Below are 19,520 nucleotides of genomic sequence, written 5' to 3' on the forward strand. Positions count from 1 at the left end.
AAAAGAGAGTTCAATTCCAGAGAGTTTAAACTAAGCCTTTTTAAATATGTTATTGATTCAGTTCAACAGCAACTATAAAAACTTAGATAAGAGATGATGGATAGAATCAAGGTACCTGTCCCCTTGATTTCCCCCCTGTCCCCTTGATTTCCCCTTGATTTCCCCCCTTGATTTCCCTTGATTTTATGTTTAAAATTTATGTATTGACATGAGAGAGCCAGCATTAGTTTAATTTTTTATCCAAATACATAATATTTTAAGAAAAACTCAATATCATCTTTTTGAATCTCGTAAACAGAATAAGTTGGATATACATAAGATACAGCATATATTTTTCCTGAAGAAGTATCAAAAATAATAGGAAGGTTATAAGAAGATGGATCACTTTTAGACTGACATTGAAATACATCATATCTTCCTATTGAGTATGTATAATGAATATTTTCAATATCTTCTTTAATCCTTGGTATCATTCCAAGGAAATAATCTATCTGATTATTAAATGGACTGTTTTCTAATCCAGCTTTTTCTTTTTCTCCTATTTCTAGTAAATGGAACAATAGATTTTTAGTTTCCTTCAAACCTTGTTCATGGGATCCTTGATTTTTTTTAGTATCTATCCATACTACTGAATTGTGAAATACAGAAGCTTGTTTTTTTTGAAAACTGCCTACTTCATAACCTACTTCATAACCTAAATATTCTGCAACAAATCTCAATGGCACATAAGTTGTATTGTTTATAAGAATAGGGAATGCTTCCAATTGATGTATCTCATCATTTACTTTTATTTCTTTCTTATTGATAGTAAGTAATAAATGAATGTTATCTTTTGTGATTGTAATGGTTTGATTGTCTGGATTCCAGTCTACTTTTGCATCTAATCCTTCAGCAACAACTCTTAATGGGATGAATACACGATTATTTTGAGTCATTGTATGTGCAGCTAGAAAAGTACCCTTTACCATCAGCAAAGGTCTGTCATCATTGATTTTAATTGCTTCTTGTTCTGCAAAGTGATAAATCAGGCTATCCTCCAACCCATCAGTGCTATAAACTGAATCACTTATAAAAACTGGATTTCCTTCAACTACCTTTGCAAAGGTAGTATGACTTGATAAAGAAAAGATTAAACAAATCCCCCCAACAAATCCTACTAATTTTTTTGCATTTATATTTTTCATATAACATTCCTCATTTCTGAATTATATATAATTTCCATATTATGCATCATAACATTTCTAATAAAAATTGTACACTAGGTTTATGGAAGCTATACAGTTATGGCATTTAGCTATTAAGAGTAAGTGTATGAACAAGAAAAAATATAGGAAGTTAAGAAGGTTAAAATAAAACTTCCAAAGAATTTAAGAAGTAAAGAACTTTAAAATAAAAATAAGATAGATAAAATCAAAGTATCTGTCCCTTTGATTTGTTCTTTTTGATTCCTTTTTGATTCATTTTTCTCATTTTAGTATTATATGGTAAATATTAATATATTTATACATCTCGTGCTTCCCCCTATATGATAAAATAATAATGTGCAATTGTCTAATAAGACGAAGTTTATTTGTAATTAGTAAATTAAAAAAGAGGTGTAAAAATGAGTATTTGTATAGAAACAGAAAGACTAATATTAAGACAATTTTCAGTAAATGATACAATAGAGTTACATAAAATCTGCAACGAAGCATATATCCTAAAATGGATGCCTGACTGGGAATGTTCTGTAGATACAAGAAAAGATTGGATAGGTTGGGTTGAAAAACAATATTCTTTAGCAACAAGAGCGACTGCAAGAATAATGCTTGCAGTTACCCTCAAAACAAACAGAAGAATAATTGGAATGATTGGGATAGGAAATAAGGAAGAGATGGATAATGAAATTGAAATTGCCTACTTTATTTCAGAAAAATATAGCAATAGCGGATATATAAGCGAAGCAGCAAAAGCCATGACACAATGGGCTTTTAATATTTTAAATATTGATTATCTAATTGCAATAGTTGAGTTAGATAATTTCTCTTCTCAAAGGGTTGTTGAAAAATGTGGATTTGTAAAGATTGAAACAAGAATGATACTTAATTCTGGTGAAACTGAAGAGAAACCATTTTATTATTACAGACTACATAACAATCAAAATAAAGCAATGTAATATTTAATAAGGGAATAAATCAAAGGTGAGGGAATCAAGGAGACAATTTAAATTCAACTATTTCGACAGAGTTTTTGATATTGTTGTGATAAATGTAAGTCATACACAAAGTTAATTTAAATTTTATAAAATACGTTTAATAATATAGATAATAAAATATATATCAGAAATTAGGACAGAAGAATTTAGAATAAAAAACAATATAAAATATTAATAACCCAACTAGTAAACTTCCAAATAGAATACTTTCTAATAATCTCTTTTGAATATTAAAATATATGAAATTTAATAAGAGTAAAAAAATAACAGAAATGCTAAATAACCAAGCGAATCTACCTCTATAACTACATTTTAATATGAATATAATTGAGAATATTGTATTAAATAATTTAATTCTTTTATTGTAAAAATTTATGAATTTATCTTTATTTAACATATTGTTCATATATTCACCCACTTTTTATTAATTATATTGTAAATAGTTATATTAAGTTATCTTATTTTATTTAAAAATTATTTACAATAGAATTACAGTATTATCAATTATTAGAAATCGTATGAACTCAGGCTAGATATATTGTTTTAAAAACAAAATTCCTGTAACCCATATTTGCTCTGTATTGAATTTTTATATATGTAACAATGATAATTAATTTTCACCCCTATTATACCATAATTAAGTTACATTTTTTAACAATTTAAATTATAGAAATAGAGAATCAAGGATACAGATACCTTGATTCTTTGATTTCTTTTAATCAGCAAAGCATAATCCAATAAAAAATTCTGTAGTACGTAAATTTGTGCCTTTTATTTTTTCATCATCATCAACAGAAAACCATCCCCTCTTACCTTTCTTTGTCTCCACTAAGCACCATTCTTTATTATCCGTACCCACTATATTGACTACTGTTGCTTCCTTGAGGATAAAGGAATTTGATTGAGTATCTGGACTTACATATACTTTAAGTGGTTTTTTTACAAAAACAAAAGAATTCGTATTAAACACATCTTGCTTAATTTCAACGATCTTATGATTAGAATCTAATTTATATAATCTATCAAAAAACCAAGTTTGTAATATATCCGCTCTTGACATGGCACTAAATTTCCCAAGACCATTTATCTGTATACCATAATCATATAGTCCTCCCACTTCACCCATTTTATGGATTTTATTCCCATCATAATAGAAAAATTGAGACGTGTAATCACTACTTGGCCCTTCATCACTAATAACAATTTCCTTAATATGATCTTTTACATTGATATCAACTATGGCAAAGGAATTTAAAAAGCTATACCCGTCTAACTGTATTTTTTGATCATCAATAAAAAGAGTACCTCCACTACAGTAAGAATCTTTCATATTAATTTTATATGATATTTTTTCTTTTACTCCATCCCCATTAAGATCTACATATATTTCTTTATTCCTATCATATATGTCTATCTTCTGCTTTAATTTAGAACCATTTGTTTTATTTCTTACTTCTTCATACATATCCTCCAAATTTTCAAAATAAGATAGCAAGTTTATATTATACATTTCTATAGGGGTTAATTCTTTTGTAGTAAAGTTTTCGTTTGGATGATACCATTCTTTTTTACTAAAATAGTTTGAAAACTTCTTTGATTGAAATATATAACCCTTTCTGGCATATATTTCATTTTTAGCTACGTCAAGATTTTCAAAGTCAATATCATATATATCTTGGAAAGTTAACTTTACTGTATCACTTTTGGGGAAAATATAGTCTTTTGTATATTCTATATTAGTTTGTTCATGAATTTTTTCTTCTTTTACTTCCATATCACTATTGCCAGATTCTTTTACACTGTTTACTTTATCTATCGTTTTGTTTTTAGTATTTTCATCCTTCGTTTCTATGCTTTCCTTATTTGTGTTGCAACCAGTAATTATAACTACTATGCAGACAAAAATAAATAACAATTTTTTCATTATAAACACCCCCATTACATATTCATAATCTTTCTATTATCTTTGATGCTTCTTTTTACTTTAAGTTCTTCACTTCCAAAATTTTTAACTTCTTAACTTCTTAAATTCCTTTATTCTTTTCTATATAAGAATGAAAATTCCTTTATTTTATTTGAAATTTTAGGGGTTAAATATGACTAGAAAGTTTAAATTCTTAGCATTAAGATCTCTGGTTTGTATGAACCATTTATCATAATCATTGTTTGTGTATTTTCAGGTGAAGCATTTATTTTTTACATTTTTTAGGTAAATCACAGGGGGCAGGTACTTTGATTTCTTCAAGTAGGGGTCTCGCCAAAATTTCCGACTTATCCATACTTAGCAAATAAAAGTTTATCTTTCTTAGTGGACTTACTGTTGTATATAAGTTGAGGGAAAAAGGGAATACTATATTTAGTCGTTTTATTTTCACGTTCACATTTACTATTTCTCTTGAATAATATAGGTATATATAGATATACATATATATAAAGGTTAATTAAAATGCTATTGAGCCTAGGAGTAGTTGAATATTTCTAGGAAATTAGATATATTATATATAGATACATATCTATATAGGAGGTGGCTAAGTGGGATTAAAATATGATGATAATGCAAAAATTATCAAAGCACTATCAGATGGAAACAGATTGAAAATAATGGATATATTGTCCTGTGGAGAAAAGTGTGCCTGTGACATATTAGAACATTTTGAATTTACTCAACCGACACTTTCACATCATATGAAGGTTTTAATGGAATGTGGGCTTGTAAAATCTAGAAAAGATGGATTATGGAGTTATTATTCACTCAATAATTCAAATTGCAACAAACTTATTTTATTTCTTATGAATCTTATAACAGATACAGATGAATGTATTTGTAAAGATAAATATAAAAGTGAATGTAAATAAAGGAGTGAATGAATATGAAAAAAATGATCATTTTTGATCCAGCTATGTGTTGCTCAACAGGAGTTTGTGGACCATCTGTAGATTCTGAATTATTAAGAATTTCTACAATAATAAACAATTTAAAAAATAATGGAGTATTCGTTGAGAGGTATAACCTAACTAGTAACCCACAAATATTTGTTGATAACAAGGAAATAAATAAAATATTAAATGAAGAGGGAGTAGATGTACTTCCAGTTACAATGGTTGATGGCAGTGTGGTAAAAACAAAGGAATATCCAACTAATAAAGAATTTTGCAAGCTATTGGATGTATCAGAAGATTATTTGAAAGCTACTATGAAAAAACCATCTAAAGACTGTGGATGTAGAGGTGAATGTTGTTAAAATAGAAAAGAGGGGTATAAATGTTTAAAGAATTTACTTTGGAAGATATAAACTTAACAAAATATTTGTTCTTTACTGGAAAAGGTGGAGTTGGAAAGACTTCAACAGCTTGTGCTGTAGCTGTAACTTTAGCGGATGAGGGTAAAAAAATTATGCTTATTAGCACAGATCCAGCTTCAAACCTTCAAGATGTTTTTAATACAGAATTAAACAATAAAGGAGTTGCTATAAAAGAAGTTCCAAATTTAGTAGTGGCAAACTTCGAACCAGAAAAAGCTGCTGCTGAATATAGAGAAAGTGTAATCGCTCCTTATCGAGGCAAATTGCCAGAAGTAGTTTTGAAAAATATGGAGGAACAGCTTTCAGGTTCATGTACTGTAGAGATTGCTGCATTTAATGAATTTTCAACCTTTATAACAGATCAAAAAGCTGCAAAAGAGTATGATCATATTATATTTGACACGGCACCGACAGGACATACGCTACGAATGCTTCAACTTCCATCAGCGTGGAGCAACTTTATTAGTGAAAGCACTCATGGAGCATCATGTTTAGGACAGCTTTCAGGACTTGAAAGTAAAAAAGAAATCTATAAAAATGCAGTAAGTGCTTTAGCTGATAAAGAAAAAACTACACTTATACTTGTATCTCGTCCTGAAATATCTCCTTTGAAAGAAGCAGAAAGGGCATTTATAGAGCTTCAAGATATAGGAATAAATAATCAAATATTAGTTATTAATGGAGTGTTGCATGATCATAACGATAGTCTTTCAAATGCAATTTTTAAGAAACAACAAAATGCCCTAAAGGATATTCCAAAACATCTAACTAAATTAGATATTTTTGAAATTCCACTAAGACCTTATAATGTAACAGGTTTAGAAAATGTAAGAGCATTCTTAAAAGATAACAATATCAAATATGATCACCAAACACTAAATACTAATGATATACCTAAATTAAACAATATAATACAAGATTTATATCACAATGATAAAAAAGTAATATTTACAATGGGTAAAGGTGGTGTAGGTAAAACTACAATAGCTGCTGCAATTGCTATAGGATTAGCCAAAAAGGGAAAGAAAGTGCATTTGACAACTACTGATCCAGCAGCCCATTTGAAATTTGTATTAGACGAAAGTTCTGGAATCACTTTAAGTCATATAGATGAAAAAGAAGAGCTTCAAAAATATAAAGAAGAGGTGTTAAGTAAAGCAAGAAAAACAATGACCCAAGATGATATTGCTTATGTTGAAGAAGACTTAAGATCCCCTTGTACTCAAGAAATAGCAGTGTTTAGAGCCTTTGCAGAAATAGTTGAAAAGTCAGAAAATGAAGTTGTAGTTATTGATACAGCACCAACAGGACATACACTATTGCTTTTAGATTCTACTCAAAGTTATCATAAAGAAATTCAGCGTTCTCAAGGAGATATTCCAGAATCAATTAAGAAGCTTTTACCTAAGCTTAGAAATGAAGATGAAACAGAAGTCATTATTGTAACATTAGCTGAAACGACTCCAGTTTATGAAGCCATAAGATTACAAAAAGATTTGAACAGGGCAGACATTCATAGTAAATGGTGGGTCATCAATTCAAGCTTTTATGCAGCAAATACAACCAATACTATTTTAAAAGCAAAAGCAAGTAATGAAGTACAGTGGATTAATAAAGTAAATGAAATATCTAAAGGATACTTTGCACTTATAGAGTGGATACCTGAAGAAGTGAAGGGTAAAAGACTTGCTGATTTGATAAACTAGAAAAAATTTTATTGGAAGGAGTGTGATAGGATGAAGCCCAAAGTAGCATTTATATGTGTTCACAATTCTTGTAGATCTCAAATGGCAGAAGCATTAGGCAAACTATTTGCATCAGATGTGTTTGTTTCCTATTCTGCAGGGACAGAAACCAAATCACAAATCAATCAAGATGCAGTAAGGATTATGAAAGATTTGTATGATATTGATATGAATCAATCACACAGGTCTAAATTACTTGATACTATCCCAGAAGTTGATATTGTAGTAAAAATGGGATGCAATGTAATTTGTCCGTTTTTACCAGCAAAACATACAGAAGATTGGGGATTAGAAGATCCTACTGGTAAAAGCGATGAAGAATTTATTAAAGTAGCAAAAATTATTGAAGAAAAGGTTAAAGACCTGGCAAATAGAATTAAGACGAATAAAATTGATCTAAGTTAAAATACAGACTACTAACCTTCACAAATTATTTAGAATCATGAGAGAAGAATCAATAGTCCTTAAGGAGGGGTAGGCATGTCTTTAGAAAATAAAAAAGAAAAGAAAGGTCTTGGGGTATTTGAGAGATATCTTACTATATGGGTAGCACTTTGTATTGTAGTAGGAATACTTATTGGTCAATTTATTCCTCAGATACCTGAAACTTTAAATCAATTTGAATACTATAATGTATCTATACCAGTTGCTATTTTAATTTGGCTTATGATATATCCAATGATGTTAAAGATTGATTTTAGTAGTATAGTTGGGGTGACGAAAAAGCCTAAAGGATTAGTAGTTACATGTGTTACCAACTGGTTGATAAAACCATTTACAATGTATTTCATAGCTGCATTTTTCTTAAAAGTTGTGTTTCAATCGTTTATTCCAGATTCTCTTGCTACGGAGTATTTAGCTGGTGCAGTATTATTAGGAGCAGCACCGTGTACGGCCATGGTATTTGTATGGAGTTATCTTACTAAAGGAGATCCAGCTTATACGTTAGTTCAAGTAGCAGTAAATGATTTGATTATACTAATAGCCTTTACACCTATTGTAGTCTTTTTATTAGGAATTAGTAATGTTACTGTTCCTTATGAAACATTAATTTTATCAACTATATTATTTGTTGTTATTCCTCTTACAGCTGGATATGTAACGAGAAAATCTGTTATAAAAAATAAAGGGATAGATTATTTTAATGATGTGTTTTTAAAAAAATTCAATAATATAACGATTATAGGATTGCTTTTAACTTTAGTTATTATTTTCTCATTCCAAGGAGAGATTATCATCAATAACCCACTTCATATTTTACTGATTGCAGTACCACTTACAATCCAAACATTTTTAATATTTAGTATTGCTTATGGATGGGCTAAATTATGGAAACTACCTCATAATGTTGCTTCGCCAGCAGGTATGATTGGGGCAAGTAATTTCTTCGAATTAGCTGTTGCAGTTGCTATATCATTGTTTGGATTAAAGTCAGGAGCAGCTCTTGCTACTGTAGTGGGTGTTTTAACTGAAGTACCTATCATGCTAACTCTCGTTAAAATAGCTAATAATACAAGAGGGTGGTTTCCAACTGAAACAATAGAAAAATAATGGATGAATTTATTGATTATATCTTTATTAAAATTAAGGAAAGGAGAGATTAAGATATATGAAATGGGAATATAAAGTTGTCGAAATCAATTCTATGCAAAATATAGGTGATCATTCTAATTTGCAAAATGAACTGAATAACTATGGAGAAGAAGGATGGGAACTTATAGGTATTTTGAAGAAACCTCATGTGGGAGTAGGATGGATTCCAAAATCAGAGGATGGTTCAGTAGTATTTAAAAGAGAAATTGGTAGAGAATAGACCCTTCAGTATATCTATAACTTGAAAACTAAAAGATAGTATTCATACAAATCAGGAATTGTACCTTCCTTCTATAAATTCAGTGTGTATCTAAAATTTAAATAATAAATATGAAAAAGGATTTGTAAAATTTACCTTAAATATGAAGTTCTACTTCTTCAGTTTTAAACTGCTTTATACAGGTTTGTCCTTCTTTAAGAAATTGCAATGTATAATAATCAGAAGATTTGTATATAATTTCTAACTCCTTTATATGTTGGGTCAAAAGATATTGGACAAGTTTGTCTAAATCACTTTGTAGTTCTTTTATATTATTTCTATTTTTTTTAAAAGATTCATGAAGTCTTATCCAAGAAAGAAGGGCAAATTCATATCTAGCTGTATGTTCAATAAGAAGTCCATTTTTAGGATTCATTAATTTAGGAATTATTCGTTCTCCTGTATATTTCATTTCATCATCCTTTCTATTTTTAATATAATTATTTATAATTAATTATATTGTATTGAAATTATAACAAATTAACAATAAAGAATCAACGCCATTTATAAATCACCTTGTTTTAAAATAACAATTTATATATAATAAATTTAGTAAATATTAATAAGGGAGGATTTAAGACGAATAAAAATAATTGATTCGCTAATTCAATTTGAAGAAGGGAAGATATGAAATGAAAAATAACTATCATCAAGAGGATGAGATTATGACTGTAAGCGAAGTTGCTGATTATTTAAAAATCAGTGAAGTAACTACTTATAAGTTTGTACAAGAGGGAAAAATACCAGGGTTTAAAATTGGACGACATTGGAGAGTAAAAAGAAGTGATCTAGCAGAATTTATAGAAAAACAAAAGCGTGGAGAAAGATTATAACATAGAGATTATTGAGGGGTCCTATTATGATAAGCACATAAAAATCATAAACTGGGAGGAAAAATAGTGAATATATCAATAGACGAATTACTTGAAATGTGGGTAAAATATACTTGTCAGCTTTGGGAAAATAAATCTGTTACAAAAGAAACTATTAACAAACTAAAAGAAATCAGATTAAAGCTTAATATCTACAATCTATTGTTTTGCAAGTATCAAAGTGGTGTATGTTTTTAAGAGGAGTGAATTTATGTCAGTAAAGAATCATCCAGCGTATACAGAAGAAAAAGAAAGATTAGATTATACTATTGATTATATAAAGAGAACTATTGATGCTACAGAAGAATATAAAACTCTCTACAAGGAGAATATCCATGATGCCATGGTAAACTTAGACTATCTTGATAGTAGCCAGAGTTATATTAGTATATTGGTAAATACAAAATTTATGGAGATAGCAGAAAAAAACTATGATCATCTTATAAGAGCCACAAAAAAACCTTATTTTGCTCGAATTGATTTTAAGCAAAAAAATAGTGAAAAACTAGATAAAGTTTATATTGGAAAAATGTCTTTATCTACAGCGGAGGATAATATTCCACTTATAGTAGATTGGAGATCTCCTATTGCCAATGTATATTATGAAGGGCGTTTAGGGGAAGTTTCTTATCAAACGGAAACAGACATACAAGAGGGAGAAATGCTTTTAAAAAGACAGTTTTCTATTGAGAATGGAAATTTAGAAAATATATTAGATATTGACATTACAACTACAGATACATTTTTACAAGCTTCTTTGGATGCCCATGCAGAAAAAAAATTAAAAGATATTGCTTCTACCATTCAAGGGGAGCAAAATCGAGTGATCCGAGCAGATATGGACAAACCTTTAGTTGTTCAAGGAGTAGCAGGAAGCGGAAAGACAACTATTGCTTTACACAGAATTGCATACTTTATTTATACCTATGAAGAAACTTTTGATCCTGATAATTTTATGATTATTGCACCTAATAAGTTGTTTATCAATTATATTTCAGAAGTATTACCAGAATTAGGTGTTGAGCAAGTAAAGCAAACAACCTTTATTGATTTTATGAAAGAAATCATAGGAATTAAGCATAAGTTAATCAATACAGATGAAAAATTAATAACACTCATTCATACAAAAAATGATGATAAAAGTTCTACAAAAAATGAACTTATACAGTGGGCAGCATCTTTTAAAGGTTCTTTGACTTTTAAAGATTTAATTGATGCTTATGTAGAGGATTTAGAGGAAGACTTCACACCTAAAGAGAATTTTCAGCTAGAAAACCATATCTTTTTTACAGCAAAGAAAATTAAGGCATTATTCAAAGGATACAAACATCTACCTTTATATAAGAGAATGGCTGAAGTGAAAAAAAGTTTATCTAATAAATTAAAGTATGAAAAGCCTCATTTATTAGAAGAAATAGAAAATAATTATAATCAACAAATTGAGTATATGAGAGAGAATGTAGAACCATCTGAAGAAAGACGATTAAAGATTGTAGCTTTAATAGATGAAAGAGATGAAAAGCTTCAATGTATGAAAAATGACATCAAAAACTTAGTCAAAAAATATATGAACAAATTTCCAAAAAAAGATTTGCTTTATTATTATCAAGAGATTATAACGAAAGAAAAAAGCTTCGAAAAATACTTAAATCACAAGATAGAAAAAGAAAAAATTCAATATCTTTGCAATTATTCTAAAGAATTGTTAGGTCATAAAAAAATTGAGGTAGAAGATCTAGCACCCCTTGCATATCTAAAACATAGAATATTTGGATTTGAAAAAAATATAACCATTAATAATGTGGTCATAGATGAAGCGCAAGATTTTAGTTTATTTCAATTTTATGCTTTGCGAAAGATACTCAATACAGAAATGTTTACATTATTAGGAGATTTGTCTCAAGGAATCCATTCCTATAGAGCTATAGACAATTGGAATGAAGTATTAGAACAAATCTTTACTAAAGGAAAAAGCAATTATATGACTTTAGAGCAAAGCTATAGAACAACTATTGAGATTATGAACTTAGCCAATGAAATCATCAAGCAATATGAAAATCCTAATATAGTATTAGCACAACCTGTTATTCGTCATGGTAACAAACCTCAAGTAAAATCTTTTGATTCATCTCCTAAGCTTATTGAGCAATTAGAAAAACAGGTACAGAGTTTACAAAAGGAAGACTTTAAATCTATTGCATTACTATGTAAAACAATGGATGAGTGTCTAAAAGTAAAGAAATATTTAGATAAAAATAAAAAAATTCAAGCCCATTTACTAAATGGAGAAGAAGAGAGTTATGAAGCAGGTGTTGTAATTGTCCCTTCCTACTTAGCTAAGGGGTTAGAATTTGATGTGGTATTCATTTTAAATCTTGAAGAGAAATATCTTGACCAAGAGTTAGATATAAAGCTTTTGTATGTGGCTATGACTAGACCTATGCATAGGTTGTATATATTTCATGTAAAGAATACTATGCCTCTTTTAGAGAAAATGGATGAAAAACTTTATGATATAAAATAAGATGAAAACAGCAGGAGAATCACAGGGACAGGTACCTTGATTCTTCAAGTAATAGTAAAGCTCCTAAATTCTTAGGAGCTTTACTATGAAACAGCTTTTATATTGTATGTTGTAAGAGCTTATTTAGGGCTTAAAACAATTTTTTTAATGTGTTATAATCCTAAGAAATTTTTATTTTCCCATTTGATATTTGATAATATCTTCTACTGCCTGTTCCATAACATCATTAGAAATGGTATTCCCTAAATCACTTAATTCATAAGTTATTCCTTCGTATTCCCATGTAAATTTATGCACCGTTTTGATCTTAGTTGGAGGCTGAGTAAAATCCTGTGTCCAATTACCATTAGAATCCTGTATCATAGGATAGTCTCCACGACCTTCTTCAAAATAATACACTGTAATACCCTCCATATTGAGTTCTTTATTGTTGTCTTTACTTGCTTTGGCACAATACATAAGCCAATCTTCATTGGTCATGTTAAGAACAAATGCACTATCACCGTTACGGTAAAACAGTGAATGAGAATTTCCTGACGCATCACCAGAGATTACTTCATCTGAAGTATAATTCTTCCCAATAGTATTTGGAGCCTTATACTTAAAGCCTATATCTTTATCCTCTAATACCTTAATCTTTGGTCCTTGTTCTATTTTAGCTTCAGTCTGCTTGGTTTGATACGTACCATCTTCTCCTTTGACGACAACATAAATTTTTTGGATGCTTTCCTGTGCCCAAGCTCTGACTGAGGGATTAAAAGTACATAACAATGCTAACATCAAAGCAGCACAGCAGACGGACGCAATGGGTCGTCTCATTTTATAACAAATTTTATCATAATATCGTTTCATCATCTCTTTATTTCCTTCCTTCCTTGATAATCTTTCTTTAATCAAATGAAAATCTCCAGTTTTGGGCTGAATATCTTCTACCCTTTTGAATAAAACTTTCTTAATTTCTGAATTTAACTTTTCATCATTCTTCAAACCCCACACCCCTTTTAAATATATTCTCTTCCTGAAAATTCCGTGGACTGCTTCTTCAACTCTTTTGCCAGTATTTTTCTACTGTTGAAAAGCCTTGATTTTACTGTTCCCTGAAAGCAACCCATAATTTTAGCGATCTCCTTGATGGGCAGGTCATTGTAGTAATAAAGTATTACTGTAGTTTTCATAGGTAAACTCAGCCTATTGATTGCATTGACAAGGTCATTACTTCCAATATCTTTAAAATAGTCATGAGGATCTTTCATGATACTTTCGCAGGTTTTTAACTGTTTATGAGAGAATTTTTTTTCATTGTACAACATCCTCCAGCTATTTCTGACTAATATCTTGTAAAACCAAACCGTGAAGGCCTCGGGAGCACGAAGCTTTTTTATATCACGAAAACACTCACAAAAAGTTTCCTGAAGAATATCTTCTGCCAAATCATACCTGTTTACAATTGAAAGGGCAGTTCGGAGAGCTTTGGTGGAGTAGGTTTCGTATAGTTCTTCAAATGCGGACATGTCACCCGTTTTGCAACGAATAATTAAGTTCATATCAACCATTGTGTTGTAACTCCTTTCATTTGGTGCACCATATATAAAGTGGAGTTTTTTATCTAAAAGGTTCATTTTTATCTAAAATTTTTTTACTTTTTAAAATCGTATTTGTAAACTAAAGTTTAGTAATTTTCACTCATAGCATATACTTTTAACATGAATTGTCTTACAATTCAAATAAATAATTTATGTATTAGCAAAGCTCCCAGATCAACTCTAGGAGCTTATATATAATCGACTTCATATTGTATTTCATTGAGATTTTATATATTTCTACGTAATATAAGAACTGTACCAATTGCTCTATAGAGAATGGTTTATATGCCGTATAAATTACACAAGACTTGTCCGTCATATATTAACATCCATAAAATTTTAGATATTTTTCAATATTTGATTGTATATATTTAGCACTATGATTACCAGTAAATATATAATTCTGAGAATTTATTCCTTTTACTTTCAGTATTTTATGTAAAGTTGAACAGCCTTCATAAAATCTACCTTCATCCTTGTCTCCAGCATCAAGATAGACATCAATATCCGAAGAGATATTATTGTTTCTTGCAATATATATTGGATCATACTTTTCCCATACACTCATGTCTTTATAATATGGCTTATCTTCATCTTCAAGTTTTAATTCTAAAGCAGGCATATGCCCTCCTACTTTTGAAAACATATGCTGGTGTCGAAATGCATTATGAAGAGCTGTATAACCCCCACCAGATATCCCTCCTATATATCGTCCTTTTCTATCTTTTATAGTATTAAAAGTTCTATCTGTTAAAGGTACTATTTCTTTTATAAAGTAATCTTCATACATTCCTAAATTTATGATTCTGTTATTATCTCCAGGGTCAAATACCTCTTTACAAATTAAGGATGAATTCAACCCCCTACTGTTTTCAATTCTTGGACATACAATGATCATAGGCTTCATTTTTCCATTTTTTATCATTCCATCAGCTTTAGTGTTTATATCTATTTGAAACATTATATTTTCACTCCCACTTCTTCCATGTAGGAAATATAATACAGGTAGAGGAGCTAAACTATTATAACATTCAGGTAAATACACTAACATTAACATTTCTTTACCAAGTATATTACTATAAAAATTTACTGTTTCTACTTTTGATTTATTCATTTTTATACCACCTCATTTAAAATCTTGAACTTAAATTGTTATGTTTATAGTATCATCTTTAATTATTCGTTGAACGTGTAAATAATACTTTCCCATTTTAGCATTATATGGTCCTCAATTTCAAATGTTTCTCAAAATAGAAAGGGAATCATGGGAAGGAAATCACGAGGACTGGTACCTTGATTCTTCCTTCTCTTAATCCTTAAATTTTTAAATTCTTTAGAATTTTTATTTAAGCCCCTATCCCCTTATATGTATTATAAAAAGCAAGGCAATTGAAAGTTATATCCTTATGATTATGATCATACAAAGTGGTGGATAAAAAACGGTTACGGAGATACCCCTACAGGTACTTATAGAGGAAGTATCACTGGTAAAGGTTATCCTGAATCTTCCTATTGTCCATATAAAAGAGTAAATATGCAACCATATGGAAATGGAGATCATGCAGATATAGCAAATAGATCTGGAATAATGATACATGGAGGTAGTCCTACATCATCTGGTACATGGAAACCTTTATTTCCTACCCATGAGAAAATAATATTATCTTTTATACATATTAGATTATCCTTATCTATATCATAAATACTATCTTTTATAAAAATATACTTTTCATTTTCTGACCATTGAATAAGATAGTCTTCAAGATTATATATTGAGTACGGATCAGTAGACAATGGTGCAAAATTTTCGTAGATATCTTTTAAGAATACTTTGCTATCATCTCGTGTCATTAATACTAGTTGATTGTTAGAAGTACAAATTATCTCCTTGTTACCACTAGGCGATGTGCTGATTTTATGGCCTTCCAAATTTTCACTCTGAATTTGAGGCCTTTGGACTTGTTCCTCAGCTTTATTCACTGGATACAATTTATGATATAAAAGTCCCACCAATATTGCAACGGCTACAAATACTAATATTCTTTTCAAAATGAATCACCTTCCTTTTCTAAAGGGATTTTTCATAGTCAAATTCCCCATTAGTTTGACTGACAAATTATCTAAATTTATTATAGCATTATAATATTTTTAGTAAATTTTGTTGGAATCGTTTTGGCGTTATTTAAAGAATAGTTGAAACTGAAATAGAAATGTATAACCATATGAATTTTTACCATATAATGTTAAAATAAAGATGTTATTTAAAACTAATAGTTAGGGGAGGGAAGGATTTTGAAACAAAATGATGTATTGAAAAAAATCTTTGAAAATAATATTTTAAATAAAAAATTAAGTAATAGACTATTTATATTTTTTTTCATATTATTTATGTGTATATTAAAAACAATTAGATACGTAGATGATTTATTCATTCAAGCTAGTACATTAAAATACTATGTACTTTTCCGACAGCTTTTTTTAATATTGTTATTATTATATATATCATTGGATTGCTATTATACTTATAAAACATCAACAAATAAAAAAGATATTTTTACAAGTATTTGCTTATTAATTTTTGTGATATATGTAACAATTATTTCATAAAAAAGAGAACTGCTTTAGTTGATAAAAATATATACAATTATAATCAAATGCAGAGTTATTGGTTGAATTTGAATAATATATTAGAAGATAATGAAACTAAAGAGGGAGTTCTAAAAATTAAAAATATACCACAACTAGATATTTTAAATGATAAAATGGAAGGTATATTTAAAATAAACTCAGAGGAATATAATCTAGATTGCTCTTATTTTTAACACTTTTATTACCCCCATTATTTATAAAGAATTTTTATTAAAATCTTCTCATGTAAAATCATACTTAGTTATGCTCCAAATATAAAAAATACCACCATGAAAATCATGTTATTTTTCTAACTTTTAAAGTTAACTTTAGTACTATAATAGACAATATTTCTGTTGAGATGAGTGTCATAAATAATCTATAATGTTTTACTTTATCTTTTTTCATAAACATCATCACCCTTTTATTAAAGAATCCCAGGAAAGAATCATTCCCTATGATTTTACCATAATTTAGTAAAAAAAAGTATACCTCAAATAGAAATTATGAAAAGAGCCTTAATTGAATATTTACAAAAATATGGCTTTAAAGGAGAAATAGAAGCTATGTTAAAAAAATTTATATACAAAAATATATCAAGAGAATCAAGGCACCTATCCCTTTGATTCTCTATTTGATTCTTTGTTAAAAATATTTGTTTTAAGTTTTTAAAAAAATACACATATTACAAATTTATACATTTTTTTAAAATTTTCATGGTATTATGTACTTATATGCGAAATATATACTGATATACAAAAGTAAGTGAAGGTGGTGACTTTTATATTAAAGAGAACATGCAAAGAAAAAAGGGTAGTAAAATTGAATTAAATGTTCAAAATCCAGTAAGCACATCTGTTACAGTAGATGCAAAAGGAGACTGGTCAGCTTACTAAAATAAATATTTAATCATTTTCGCATACGATAATACGATATCAAGAGAGAAAGTTTGAGAGCTAATCTCTCTTGATATATACTTTACTAAAGTAATGATTAAGGAGAGGCGTGTAATGAATGCTTTTACTATGTATTTTAAACACGATTTAAATCAATTGTTTAAGAGAAAAAGTATCAAGATATATTATGGTGTTTTAACTACTTTGATACTTATAGATATAATGATATCTCATTCATCAGCAATACACTTTGAATTTATGGAATTTAAAGCCAGTGCATTTAATTATTTGTTTTTAGAGAATAGTGATGGTTTTCTAAAAAACTTATACTTTTTTATTATGCCAATAATTGCATCTTTTGCATTTTCAACACAATACTATATAGAAAAAAAGAATAATTTTCATATAAATTTAATTGTCCGTGGCAATAGGTGGAGCTATTTATTATCAAAATTTACTATTAATTATATTGTAGGATTTTTCACTATATTTTATATTTTGATTTTGAATTATGGGATAGTGTTATTAACTTATCAACATTCATTTGTTTTGGGTGACAATGTTATTCCTCCAGATAATGGATCAGCATTTGAAAATATATTTTATGCTAATGCATACTTATATCAATTCGTTTATATAATTATAAACGCCTTAATAGGGGGTATGTTTTCTGTGTTAGCATTTTCATTAACTTTACTTATTAAATATAAAAATAAGTTTATGGTTATTGCAGTACCTTTTATAATATATATAATGTCATCAATTTATATATATTGTATAGATTTCCATTATGATTTATTACATATCATTCAACCTATAACTAGATTTGCTTTGACAATACCTATAACGAATACTCATGTTATATATGCAATATCGACTTGGTATATAATTACATTGGTTATATTTTATATAGGCTATAAAAGGGAGAAAGATCTTTTATGAAATACAACTTAGAATTAGTAAGTTATTATTAATTATTGTCCCATTTTTAGTTACTTGTATACTCTATAGATTAATTCAAAAAGAAATAAATAGAATAGATTTGGGGTGAGTGAATGTATATTGAAATAAAAAATTTGAGTAAAAAATATAAAAATGAATATGTTTTAAATAATATAAATTTATCACTAGATAAAAATAATATATATGGGTTTGTTGGAATTAATGGTTCTGGTAAAACCATGTTATTTAAAGCAATTGCTGGATTAATTATTCCTACCAATGGGGATATTTTTATCAACGAAAAAAAACTACATAAAGATATATCTTTCCCTGAAAGTATGGGAGTGATAATTGAAAAACCAGCTTTTTTAGATTATCTATCAGGATATGAAAATTTAAAAGTGTTATCTAAAATTAAAAATAAGATAGAAGATGAACAAATTTTTAATATATTAAAATTACTTCATCTAGAAGAACATGCATCAAAACCAGTAAAACAATATTCATTAGGTATGAAACAACGCTTAGGAATTGCTCAAGCAATAATGGAAGATCCAGAACTACTTATTTTAGATGAACCTTTTAATGCTCTTGATAAAACAGGTATAGAAATAGTACGGTCGATTCTTATGAAAATGAAAGAAGAAGGTAAAATAATTTTATTAACCTCTCATAATAAAGAAGATATTACTCTTTTGTGTAATGAGGTATTTGAAATTAAAAATGGAGAAATAATATCTTCTACGTTTATGTAGATCCAATTTATATTATTTGGGGTACTACCTGCCTAGTTTCTATAGTCTAGTCTGTATTTTATATATCAACATAATAAGGATCTTGGGTTTTATTCAAATAAAGGAATTTTAGAAGACTTAAATAAAACTTCTAAAAAATTTAAGAATTAAAATTCTTTAGAAGTTAGGAATTAAGGAGTTTAACAATTTAGGATTAAGAGAAGGAAGAATCAAAGTACCTATCCTTT

The 19,520-nt window shown here is 28.5% G+C and carries 20 protein-coding genes; 13 read left to right on the top strand and 7 right to left on the bottom strand.

Annotation, left to right across the window (positions count from 1 at the left end; all coding sequences use genetic code 11):
- Positions 1–236: 236 nt before the first annotated feature.
- The gene (locus EK368_RS01195) at positions 237–1,184 is read right to left on the bottom strand and encodes a copper amine oxidase N-terminal domain-containing protein (RefSeq protein WP_129595907.1); all 948 of its coding nucleotides are present in this window, start codon (positions 1,182–1,184) and stop codon (positions 237–239) included.
- A gap of 419 nt (positions 1,185–1,603) precedes the next feature.
- On the opposite strand from EK368_RS01195, the gene EK368_RS01200 reads away from it, so the two are divergent.
- Positions 1,604–2,155: a GNAT family N-acetyltransferase gene (locus EK368_RS01200; RefSeq protein ID WP_129595908.1), complete on the top strand. Its 552-nt coding sequence runs from the start codon at positions 1,604–1,606 to the stop codon at positions 2,153–2,155.
- 754 nt (positions 2,156–2,909) lie between these two features.
- Here the strand turns inward: EK368_RS01200 and EK368_RS01205 are convergent.
- On the bottom strand, positions 2,910–4,118 hold the full coding sequence (locus EK368_RS01205) for a YARHG domain-containing protein (RefSeq protein ID WP_165000276.1): 1,209 nt from the start codon (positions 4,116–4,118) through the stop codon (positions 2,910–2,912).
- A 608-nt stretch (positions 4,119–4,726) separates the two neighbouring features.
- Here EK368_RS01205 and EK368_RS01210 point away from each other — a divergent pair.
- The 6 genes from EK368_RS01210 to EK368_RS01235 all read left to right on the top strand — a co-directional run bounded on the left by EK368_RS01210 (position 4,727) and on the right by EK368_RS01235 (position 9,054).
- Positions 4,727–5,050 carry an ArsR/SmtB family transcription factor gene (locus tag EK368_RS01210; RefSeq protein WP_129595910.1) on the top strand — a complete coding sequence of 108 codons (324 nt, stop codon included), beginning with the start codon at positions 4,727–4,729 and terminating at the stop codon, positions 5,048–5,050.
- Between the two features lie 14 nt (positions 5,051–5,064).
- Positions 5,065–5,436 (top strand): arsenite efflux transporter metallochaperone ArsD, encoded by a 372-nt coding sequence (arsD, locus tag EK368_RS01215; protein ID WP_129595911.1) that lies wholly within the window; start codon positions 5,065–5,067, stop codon positions 5,434–5,436.
- Between the two features lie 20 nt (positions 5,437–5,456).
- A complete protein-coding gene (arsA, locus tag EK368_RS01220; protein ID WP_129595912.1) occupies positions 5,457–7,202 on the top strand; it encodes an arsenical pump-driving ATPase in 1,746 nt (581 codons plus the stop codon).
- 30 nt (positions 7,203–7,232) lie between these two features.
- Positions 7,233–7,646 carry an arsenate reductase ArsC gene (locus tag EK368_RS01225; protein WP_129595913.1) on the top strand — a complete coding sequence of 138 codons (414 nt, stop codon included), beginning with the start codon at positions 7,233–7,235 and terminating at the stop codon, positions 7,644–7,646.
- A gap of 75 nt (positions 7,647–7,721) precedes the next feature.
- Positions 7,722–8,792, top strand: coding sequence for an ACR3 family arsenite efflux transporter (gene arsB, locus EK368_RS01230; protein ID WP_129595914.1), 1,071 nt, complete (start codon positions 7,722–7,724; stop codon positions 8,790–8,792).
- A gap of 58 nt (positions 8,793–8,850) precedes the next feature.
- A complete protein-coding gene (locus tag EK368_RS01235; RefSeq protein WP_129595915.1) occupies positions 8,851–9,054 on the top strand; it encodes a DUF4177 domain-containing protein in 204 nt (67 codons plus the stop codon).
- Between the two features lie 136 nt (positions 9,055–9,190).
- On the opposite strand, the gene EK368_RS15140 is transcribed toward EK368_RS01235, so the two are convergent.
- Positions 9,191–9,505 (bottom strand): hypothetical protein, encoded by a 315-nt coding sequence (locus EK368_RS15140; protein ID WP_243109328.1) that lies wholly within the window; start codon positions 9,503–9,505, stop codon positions 9,191–9,193.
- A gap of 220 nt (positions 9,506–9,725) precedes the next feature.
- Between EK368_RS15140 and EK368_RS01245 the strand changes: the two genes are divergently transcribed.
- From EK368_RS01245 to helD, 3 genes are all read left to right on the top strand, one after another.
- Complete coding sequence (locus EK368_RS01245; RefSeq protein ID WP_129595916.1) at positions 9,726–9,926, top strand: helix-turn-helix domain-containing protein; 201 nt, start codon at positions 9,726–9,728, stop codon at positions 9,924–9,926.
- 66 nt (positions 9,927–9,992) lie between these two features.
- The gene (locus tag EK368_RS14735; protein WP_165000277.1) at positions 9,993–10,163 is read left to right on the top strand and encodes a hypothetical protein; all 171 of its coding nucleotides are present in this window, start codon (positions 9,993–9,995) and stop codon (positions 10,161–10,163) included.
- Between the two features lie 13 nt (positions 10,164–10,176).
- The gene (gene helD, locus EK368_RS01250) at positions 10,177–12,489 is read left to right on the top strand and encodes an RNA polymerase recycling motor HelD (RefSeq protein ID WP_129595917.1); all 2,313 of its coding nucleotides are present in this window, start codon (positions 10,177–10,179) and stop codon (positions 12,487–12,489) included.
- 171 nt (positions 12,490–12,660) lie between these two features.
- Here the strand turns inward: helD and EK368_RS01255 are convergent, their stop codons facing one another.
- From EK368_RS01255 to EK368_RS01270, 4 genes are all read right to left on the bottom strand, one after another.
- Entirely contained in the window at positions 12,661–13,476 is an 816-nt protein-coding gene (locus EK368_RS01255) for a hypothetical protein (RefSeq protein WP_129595918.1), read from the bottom strand.
- A 14-nt stretch (positions 13,477–13,490) separates the two neighbouring features.
- Positions 13,491–14,042: an RNA polymerase sigma factor gene (locus EK368_RS01260; RefSeq protein WP_129595919.1), complete on the bottom strand. Its 552-nt coding sequence runs from the start codon at positions 14,040–14,042 to the stop codon at positions 13,491–13,493.
- Between the two features lie 352 nt (positions 14,043–14,394).
- On the bottom strand, positions 14,395–15,186 hold the full coding sequence (locus EK368_RS01265) for an alpha/beta hydrolase (protein ID WP_129595920.1): 792 nt from the start codon (positions 15,184–15,186) through the stop codon (positions 14,395–14,397).
- A gap of 443 nt (positions 15,187–15,629) precedes the next feature.
- Entirely contained in the window at positions 15,630–16,121 is a 492-nt protein-coding gene (locus EK368_RS01270; protein ID WP_129595921.1) for a hypothetical protein, read from the bottom strand.
- A 620-nt stretch (positions 16,122–16,741) separates the two neighbouring features.
- Here EK368_RS01270 and EK368_RS14740 point away from each other — a divergent pair.
- From EK368_RS14740 to EK368_RS01280, 3 genes are all read left to right on the top strand, one after another.
- On the top strand, positions 16,742–16,894 hold the full coding sequence (locus tag EK368_RS14740; RefSeq protein ID WP_165000278.1) for a hypothetical protein: 153 nt from the start codon (positions 16,742–16,744) through the stop codon (positions 16,892–16,894).
- Between the two features lie 816 nt (positions 16,895–17,710).
- Complete coding sequence (locus EK368_RS01275) at positions 17,711–18,538, top strand: hypothetical protein (RefSeq protein WP_129595922.1); 828 nt, start codon at positions 17,711–17,713, stop codon at positions 18,536–18,538.
- 113 nt (positions 18,539–18,651) lie between these two features.
- Positions 18,652–19,293, top strand: coding sequence for an ABC transporter ATP-binding protein (locus EK368_RS01280; protein WP_129595923.1), 642 nt, complete (start codon positions 18,652–18,654; stop codon positions 19,291–19,293).
- The last annotated feature ends 227 nt before the right edge of the window (positions 19,294–19,520 follow it).

Origin of the sequence: Anaerophilus nitritigenes (assembly GCF_004138215.1) — a bacterium.
GTDB classification, from domain to species: Bacteria; Bacillota; Clostridia; order Peptostreptococcales; family Thermotaleaceae; genus Anaerophilus; species Anaerophilus nitritogenes.